This is a genomic window from Candidatus Schekmanbacteria bacterium, assembly GCA_003695725.1.
GTDB lineage: Bacteria > Schekmanbacteria > GWA2-38-11 > GWA2-38-11 > J061 > J061.
This window is the reverse complement of record RFHX01000240.1, coordinates 1-7,938: the sequence shown is the minus strand read 5'-3', so window position 1 is coordinate 7,938 and position 7,938 is coordinate 1. Positions and strand designations below refer to the sequence as shown.

The following is a 7,938-nucleotide window of genomic DNA, read 5'->3' as shown; positions in this document are numbered from 1 at the left end:
ACATTTGTCTTCATAGTTCGGATTTCCTTTGATTTCAACAAGTTAGCTGACTCATAAAAAAAATCTTTTCTGGCACAAAAATTGCATCAGTCGAATATAAGAGGAGAATACCAATGTGTAAAAAATATTGCATCCTATTATTTGGAATAGTTTTTCTTACTACAATTACAGTTTCCTTGACAGGAAATCATCTCTCTAAATTTTATCCTATAAAGTATAAAGTGATATATCGTTCATCACAACCTGATTTGTTGGGATTTCTATTACTCAAAAAAGAAGGGATAAAGTCCATAATAAATTTAAGAGATGACAGAGATGACAATTCGTTTTTGCTCAAGCTATTGGGATTCAACTATCTACATATTAAAGTCAAAGACCGAACTCCTCCCAGTGTAAAACAAGTTTTAGACTTTATAAGTTTCATTAGTAAGTCAAAAAACCAGCCTATCCTTATACATTGCCGCTCGGGGAAAGGAAGAAGCGGCACATTTGAACTTCTCTACCACTATCTAATCGAAAGAAAACCAATAGATGAATCAATAAAGGAAACAATTCTTTCAAATAAAATTTCAGATGAACAATTGTCCTGGTTTTACAAATTCGCCAAAAGCAGTTATCTAAAAAATTACACAAGAAATTTTAGAGCAATTCCTTTAAAAAATAAATTTGCAACTATGTAACAGCCCAAAAGTAATTTATGGATTTTTTCTCCTCTTTAATATATCCTAAGATTGAAATTTTCTAACTAATCAATTTTTATCTTGATAAAATGAATAGTGAAGAAATTGAATTGTCCATAGTAATACCGGTCTATAATGAAGCAGATAATATTGCGCCTCTAATAAAAAAAATAGAAGCCGCCATCGAAAAAATAAGGAAAAAATGTGAAGTTATCTTCGTAGATGATGGTTCAACGGACGGCAGTAGTGAAATTTTACAAAAAGAATGTTTATCGAGAAATAATTTCACATTGATCCAGTTTAGGAAAAATTTTGGCCAAACTGCTGCCATTTCAGCCGGTTTTGATTATTCAAAAGGAAATGTCATTATCACCCTCGATAGCGACTTGCAAAACGACCCTGCAGACATCCCTTTACTCTTGGAGAAGATAGATGAGGGTTACGATGTTGTCAGCGGTTGGAGAAAAAATAGAAAGGACAATCCGCTGACAAGAAATCTTCCTTCTGCAATAGCCAACTGGATTATTGGCATAGCCACTGGGGTAAAGCTTCATGATTATGGCTGTACTTTGAAAGCATATAAAAAGGAAATCATACAGGATGTATCTTTATATGGAGACCTTCACAGATTCATTCCTGCACTTGCAGCTTTCGAAGGAGCAAAAATAACTGAAATACCAGTCAATCACCATCCACGACAATTTGGCAAAAGCAAATATAATCTATCACGAACATGGCGCGTATTATTCGATCTCTTAACGGTCAGTTTTTTAAGACGATACAAAACACGTCCTCTTCATATCTTTGGAAGGGTTGGACTCATTTCCTTTTTATTAGGATTTCTCATTTCGGCTTATCTCACGCTTCAGAAATTTCTATATGGAATAGAATTGGCAAAAAGGCCTCTTCTTATCCTCGGTGTGCTATTGATTCTTGCAGGAATTCAGCTTCTAAGTTTAGGCATACTGGCTGAAATGCAGACTCGCACCTATTTTGAATCTCAAAAACAGCCAATATATAGAATTAAAAAAATCGTCAACAGCAATCTCAATGAAAGAGCGGACTGAAAAATCTTCCTCTCTGAGAAAATAAATTCCAATCTAAAAATCTTAATATGGCTAATTTTTAAAATTATGCTATTATTTTTGTATGACTTTCTTTGGTAGAATTTTTAAGATTCTCTTGGTTTTAGTAATCTGCCTTTTTATAGTATCCATTTCTGATTCTCAGGCAGAGCAGGTCGACATTATAACAATAGACGGAATCATTAATCCTGTTTCAGCCGATTTCATAGTTCAATCAATCAATAGGGCTGAAAAGGACGGTTCAGAGTGCCTCATTATGGAACTCGATACACCGGGTGGGCTCGTAGAATCTACGAGAATAATTGTAAAAAAAATGTTGGCGGCTGATGTTCCTGTAATCGTCTTTGTAACTCCTTCAGGGGCTCGCGCGGCATCTGCAGGTACTTTTATCACGATTGCAAGCCATATAGCGGCAATGGCACCGGGGACACATATTGGTGCGGCACATCCGGTAACTATTCAAGGAGAACAAGATGAAAAATCAACTATGTTTAAAAAAATAGAAAATGATATGGCTGCATACATAAAAGGGATTGCAAAAGAAAAAAACCGCAATGTCGAATGGGCTGAAAAAGCTGTAAGAGAAAGTGTTTCGATAACAGCCGATGAAGCACTCAAGAAAAATATCATTGATTTGATCTGCCGGGATTTAAATGACCTTTTAGAGAAAATTAATGGCAAAAAGGTAAAAGTCAAGGATAGAGAAGTCACATTAAAAACGGCAGGCGCAGAAATAAATCGCATCGAAATGAACTACAGGCAGAAATTCTTTGATGTCATATCTAATCCCAATATTGCATATCTTTTGATGACAATAGGTATGCTCGGATTATTCTTTGAGCTGAAAAGCCCGGGTCTCATATTCCCCGGAGTAGTAGGTGTAATAAGTCTAATTCTCGCTTTTTATGGCCTTCAGACGCTTCCCATCAACTATGCTGGACTTGCACTGATTGTCTTTGGGATTTTTCTATTCGTCCTTGAATTATATGTGGCAAGCTATGGGCTTTTAACAACCGGCGGAATTATATCATTTATATTAGGCTCTATGATGCTCATCGATACGCCTTATCCATTCCTTCAGGTTTCATTAAAAATCATCATACCTGTTGCTATGTCATTTGCTGCTGTTTTTGTATTTCTTCTTGGGGCTGTGATAAAAGCGCACAGAGCAAAAGTTAAAACAGGATTTGAAGGAATGATTGGAAATAATGCAGTGGCGGAAACAGACATCCTTAAAGAAGGAAAGATATATATACATGGTGAATTATGGAATGCAAAAAGCGATGAAAAAATTGCAAAAGGAGAAACCGTTAAAATAATAGGTAGAGAAGGAATGGTTTTTAAAGTAAGAAAAATCAATGAAGGGGAGGAATAAATTATGCCAAGTGCAGGAATCTTTATTTTCTTGATTGTTCTTTACATTCTTATGTCAATCAAAATCCTCAACGAATACGAAAGAGGAGTAATCTTTCGACTTGGGCGTCTGATTGGTGCAAAGGGACCGGGGATAATTCTTGTTTTTCCTATTATCGATTCAATGAGGAAAATCGACCTTCGTGTTGTAACAATGGATGTTCCACCACAGGATGTAATCACGAAGGATAATGTTTCGATTAAGGTTAATGCAGTTGTTTATTTCAGAGTTATGGACCCCAATCAAGCAGTAGTGGAAGTAGAAAACTATCTCTATGCTACATCTCAGCTTGCCCAAACGACATTAAGGAGCGTTTTAGGACAATCAGAGCTTGATGAACTTTTGTCACACAGAGATAAAATAAACCATGAGCTTCAAACAATCCTCGATAAGCAGACAGACAGCTGGGGAATAAAGGTATCTTCTGTAGAAGTAAAACATATCGACCTTCCACAAGAGATGCAGAGAGCAATGGCTAAACAGGCAGAGGCGGAAAGAGAAAGACGAGCAAAAGTCATCAATTCAGAAGGCGAATATCAAGCAGCAGAAAAATTGGTTAGCGCAGCCAAAATGATAGAAGAATCGCCTCTTGCCCTTCAACTCAGATATTTACAGACTCTTGTGGAGTTATCAGCTGCACACAATAATTCATCAACTATTATGCCAATACCAATCGATCTGCTCTCAGGTCTATTTGGAGGAAAGAAAGAAAAAGAATAGTTACATCAAGATGAAAATAGAAGAAGATTTCAATTCTTTTTTAACTTTTTAGCCAAATCTACTATTTCAGGAAGTATCTCTCCGGCTTTGCCAAGGAGAGATATATCTACAGAATTTGAAATAGGAGTGGGATCAAGATTGACTTCAACGACAAATGCTCCTCTCTGTTTTGCCATCAATGCAAATGAGGCTGCCGGCTGAACGACTGCCGATGTGCCGACAGAAAAAAAGAGATCGCACCTTTCAATAGCATAGACAGATTTGTCCATAATATCTTTTTCCAGCGATTCTCCAAACCAAACAACATGAGGCCGTAAAAGAGCGCCGCAATCACATCGGGGAGGGATATCCTTTAGCGGTGTATCCTTCAGTTCGAATACCCTTCCCTCCCTTGTACATCTAACTTTCCAAATATTCCCATGAAGTTCCAACATCTTTTTGCTTCCTGCCTGTTGATGAATACCGTCGATATTCTGTGTTATCAGCAAGAAATCTTCAAAGAGCCTCTCCAGTTGAGCTATGGCTAAATGCCCATCGTTTGGCTTCAAGGGTGCTATCAACTCCCGCCGCCAGTTATACCACTCCCATACAAGAGAAGGGTTTTTTTCAAAGGCATACGGAGTTGCAAGTTCCTCTGCCCTATAGTTTTTCCACAATCCATCTTCTCCGCGAAAAGTAGGAACACCGCTCTCAGCAGATATTCCTGCACCCGTAAGCACGACAATGGATTCTGCTTTTTTCAAAAACTCTTCAATCTTTGTCATATCTTCACTTTTCATTTACATTATCTCTCCTCAGGTACGAAAATGAACTTGCCCTTCTCAATCCTTATTCTTCCAAATTCATATACGGGATCATGTTCCAAAGCAATAATCCAATTTTCGTTTATTGCTCTTTTGAATATTTTTTTTCTCGTCTGTATCGAATCATATGGAAACAAATCATAAGCCATAATCCACGGAAGATGAACATGCATCGAGGTAGGCACCAGATCACCGGGGAAGAAAACTCTCTCCTCACCTGCACTCACAAGTACAGATTGATGATACTTTGTATGCCCCTCCGTAATAATCAGCTCAACTTCGTCACAAATTTTAAAATTCCCTTCAACTAAATCAACCATACCAAAGTTTTGCATCAATGGCTGATAATTTTCATCAAGATAACTGCCGGCTGACCGCTCATCAGGATTTAATGCCCAATCCCACTCCCCTTTCTGAATCACATACCTTGCATTCGGAAATGCAGGATCGATCTCTCCTGAATTATCAATCGTATTTCCTCCGCAATGGTCAAAGTGAAGATGTGTATTTACAACAATATCTATATCCTCAACTTTCATACCTAAATTTGAAAGAGATGATGACAATGAACTACTGTTGTCAATGGCATACATTTCTATAAATTTATCATCCCACTTTTCTCCCATTCCTGTATCTACTAAAATATTCTTCTTTTCTGTTTTAATCAAAAGTGATCTGCAGGCAACTCTGATTCTATTTTCTTCATCCGCCTCACAGACTTTTTGCCATACGGCTTTCGGAATAATCCCAAAACTTGCACCCCCATCGAGACTGAAATATCCAGCGCACAAAAGTTCAACTTCCAAATTTCCAATCTGCATATACATCTCCTGAAAAAAATTTTAGATATTCTTTTAAATCACTTTTTATTAAAAGTGCAAATATGAATTCCTGAATTGTCTATACTAACTCTAATTGCCCCGTCCAAATCTGTCCTAAAGAACTTCATCTTCAAAGAATCGAGAATTTCGATAATTTCCTGCGAAGGATGGTTGAAGTTGTTTTTATATCCTGCAGAAATTATGGCATACTTTGCGCCGCTTCTTGCATAAAACTTTTTAATTGCCGATGATTTTCCCCCATGATGCGGCACCTTGATTATGTCAGCAGAAATATCATCATTTCTTGAAAGTATTTTTTCTATGGCATCTCTCTCAATATCTCCTGTAAGAAGTATTTTTTTATCGAGATAATTTACAAACATTACCAATGAAAGATTATTGATATTTGAAACTTTTTCATCACAATCTCTTTTCTTAGGAAATATAACTTTAACCTTTACATTATCAAAATCTTTTTCAAATCCGCTCAATATCTCTGAAACTGGAATGCCAAGTTTTTTTGCTTCCCTCTTAATATCCCTAATAACTAAATACTCCTTCTCTGAAAAACATCCGCACATATAAATTTGGCTAATTCTCAATTTATTCATCAAAGAAATCAAGCCATTAATATGGTCAGGATGGGGATGTGTTATGAAAACAGCGTCAAGTCTGGAAATTCCGTTTTTCAATAATGCAGAGGCAACAACCTTCTCACCAATATCAAAACTATTGTCGAATGTTCCACCTGTATCAACAAGGAATGCTCTTCCATTTGGTGTTTCAAATACTGCGGCTTCACCTTCTCCGACATCTAAAAAAGTTGCAGTCAAGCGATTCGGTTTTATAAAACCGGCATTTGCATAAATAGTAGCTGAAACCAATAAAAAGATTGATAAAGGGACGAGAACAGATTTTATTTTTTTAAATCCCCGCAAGAAGAGAGATGAAAAAATAAGATAATATAGAAATATTGAAACAAAATTCGGGCTTTTGATGTTTATGTAAGAAAATTTAAATGATGAAAAATAATCTACGATTGTAAAAAGAAGATAGAGGAACAATTCCTGTAAGCCGAAGAAAATGCTTCCAATTTTCATCGACAAAAAAGCTGAAAAAAAGCATACCAGTCCCCAAATGAATGATGCAGACGCTATGGGGACAGAAATAATGTTTGAAATTACTCCAATAGGCGAAAGGTAATTAAAGAAATATGCCAAGACAGGAATTATCCCAATCTGTGCAGATATCGTGCCTGCTATCAATCCTCGAAAGTATTTGAAGGGAACAAAGGACAATTTTTCATAGAAAAAAGGCGCTGTGTTTATTATTGAAAATGCAGCAAGAAAAGTTAAAAGCAGGCCAGCATCAAAGAGTCCTGATGGATTAATCAAAAGGAGAATAAAAAGAGCAATGAACAAAGAATTGTTTAGGTCCCTTTCGCGCTCGATTATTATTGAAACAAAGAAACAGATTGCCATAATCATAGCCCTTAAAACGGAATTTCCCATACCTGCAACAAATGAATAAAGAATCACAAAAAGAATCGACAAAGCTGAGGACTTCTTTCTGTCAAATCGAAGTAGTCTAAAGAGATAAAAAATAAAAACGCTTACAATTCCAATATGAAATCCTGATATGGCAAAAAGATGATATGTCCCTGATTTGATAAAGCTATTTTTTATATTTTCCGGAATTAGATTTCTTGCTCCCAAAAGAATCCCTGCGCACAAATCCGAATAAGGAGACGAAAGATTGCTTCTTATTACTTTTATCCATTCTTCACGGATTGAAGAGACGATTGCTGAAAAGGAAAACTTTTTCTTAAATGTGCGTTTGACAAATAGACTGCTCTGTACATAAAGATTGAGTTCTATTCCCTTATCCTTCAAAAACTCTTCATAATCGAAGGTATTGAAATTTTTAAAACTCCTAACTGGTAAAACTTTGCCAGTTAGCTGAACTATCTCTCCATAATCGATATCATCGATAACATCTTTTACATAAACCTTTATTTTACCTGATCTTGTATAATATTTAGGCCCTAACCTTATTTTTTCCGGCATCAAGATAAATGATGTCTTCCCCTTTTTTATTTCAGGAATTGAGACGACTTCACCTGTCACTGCAATTATTGAATCTGGCGGAATAATATCTGTTGCACCAATTAAAGTTGTCCTTTTGTTATCAAGATAAAATGCAAAAATACCTGTGTAGAAAGAAAGAGCTATTGAAAGAAATTTTAAAAAAAGAATTCGATCAAAAAAAAAAGAGAAAATGAGAAAGACTAAAATCAGGAAAAGTGAAAGAATAAATATACTAATCTTAGACAAAGTGAATGCACAAAATATAATACCGCAAATGAAAGGAATCAAAATCAACAAAATTGGATATCTCATAAACATCTCATCTTTT

Annotated in this window: 7 protein-coding genes; 4 read left to right on the top strand and 3 right to left on the bottom strand. The window is 36.0% G+C overall.

The window, feature by feature from the left end:
* Positions 1-113 precede the first annotated feature (113 nt).
* The 4 genes from D6734_09400 (at position 114) to D6734_09385 (ending at position 3,899) form a co-directional block, all read left to right on the top strand.
* Positions 114-680 (top strand): hypothetical protein, encoded by a 567-nt coding sequence (locus tag D6734_09400; protein ID RMF93745.1) that lies wholly within the window; start codon positions 114-116, stop codon positions 678-680.
* An 89-nt stretch (positions 681-769) separates the two neighbouring features.
* The gene (locus D6734_09395) at positions 770-1,747 is read left to right on the top strand and encodes a glycosyltransferase (GenBank protein ID RMF93744.1); all 978 of its coding nucleotides are present in this window, start codon (positions 770-772) and stop codon (positions 1,745-1,747) included.
* 82 nt (positions 1,748-1,829) lie between these two features.
* Positions 1,830-3,140, top strand: coding sequence for a nodulation protein NfeD (locus D6734_09390; protein RMF93743.1), 1,311 nt, complete (start codon positions 1,830-1,832; stop codon positions 3,138-3,140).
* Between the two features lie 3 nt (positions 3,141-3,143).
* Positions 3,144-3,899 (top strand): slipin family protein, encoded by a 756-nt coding sequence (locus D6734_09385; protein ID RMF93742.1) that lies wholly within the window; start codon positions 3,144-3,146, stop codon positions 3,897-3,899.
* A gap of 29 nt (positions 3,900-3,928) precedes the next feature.
* Here D6734_09385 and D6734_09380 read toward each other — a convergent pair whose 3' ends face one another.
* The 3 genes from D6734_09380 to D6734_09370 form a co-directional block, all read right to left on the bottom strand.
* On the bottom strand, positions 3,929-4,678 hold the full coding sequence (locus D6734_09380) for an NAD-dependent deacylase (protein RMF93741.1): 750 nt from the start codon (positions 4,676-4,678) through the stop codon (positions 3,929-3,931).
* A 5-nt stretch (positions 4,679-4,683) separates the two neighbouring features.
* A complete protein-coding gene (locus tag D6734_09375) occupies positions 4,684-5,529 on the bottom strand; it encodes an MBL fold metallo-hydrolase (GenBank protein RMF93740.1) in 846 nt (281 codons plus the stop codon).
* Between the two features lie 32 nt (positions 5,530-5,561).
* Positions 5,562-7,938: DNA internalization-related competence protein ComEC/Rec2 (locus D6734_09370; GenBank protein RMF93739.1), on the bottom strand; the 2,377-nt coding region annotated here is incomplete at its 5' end.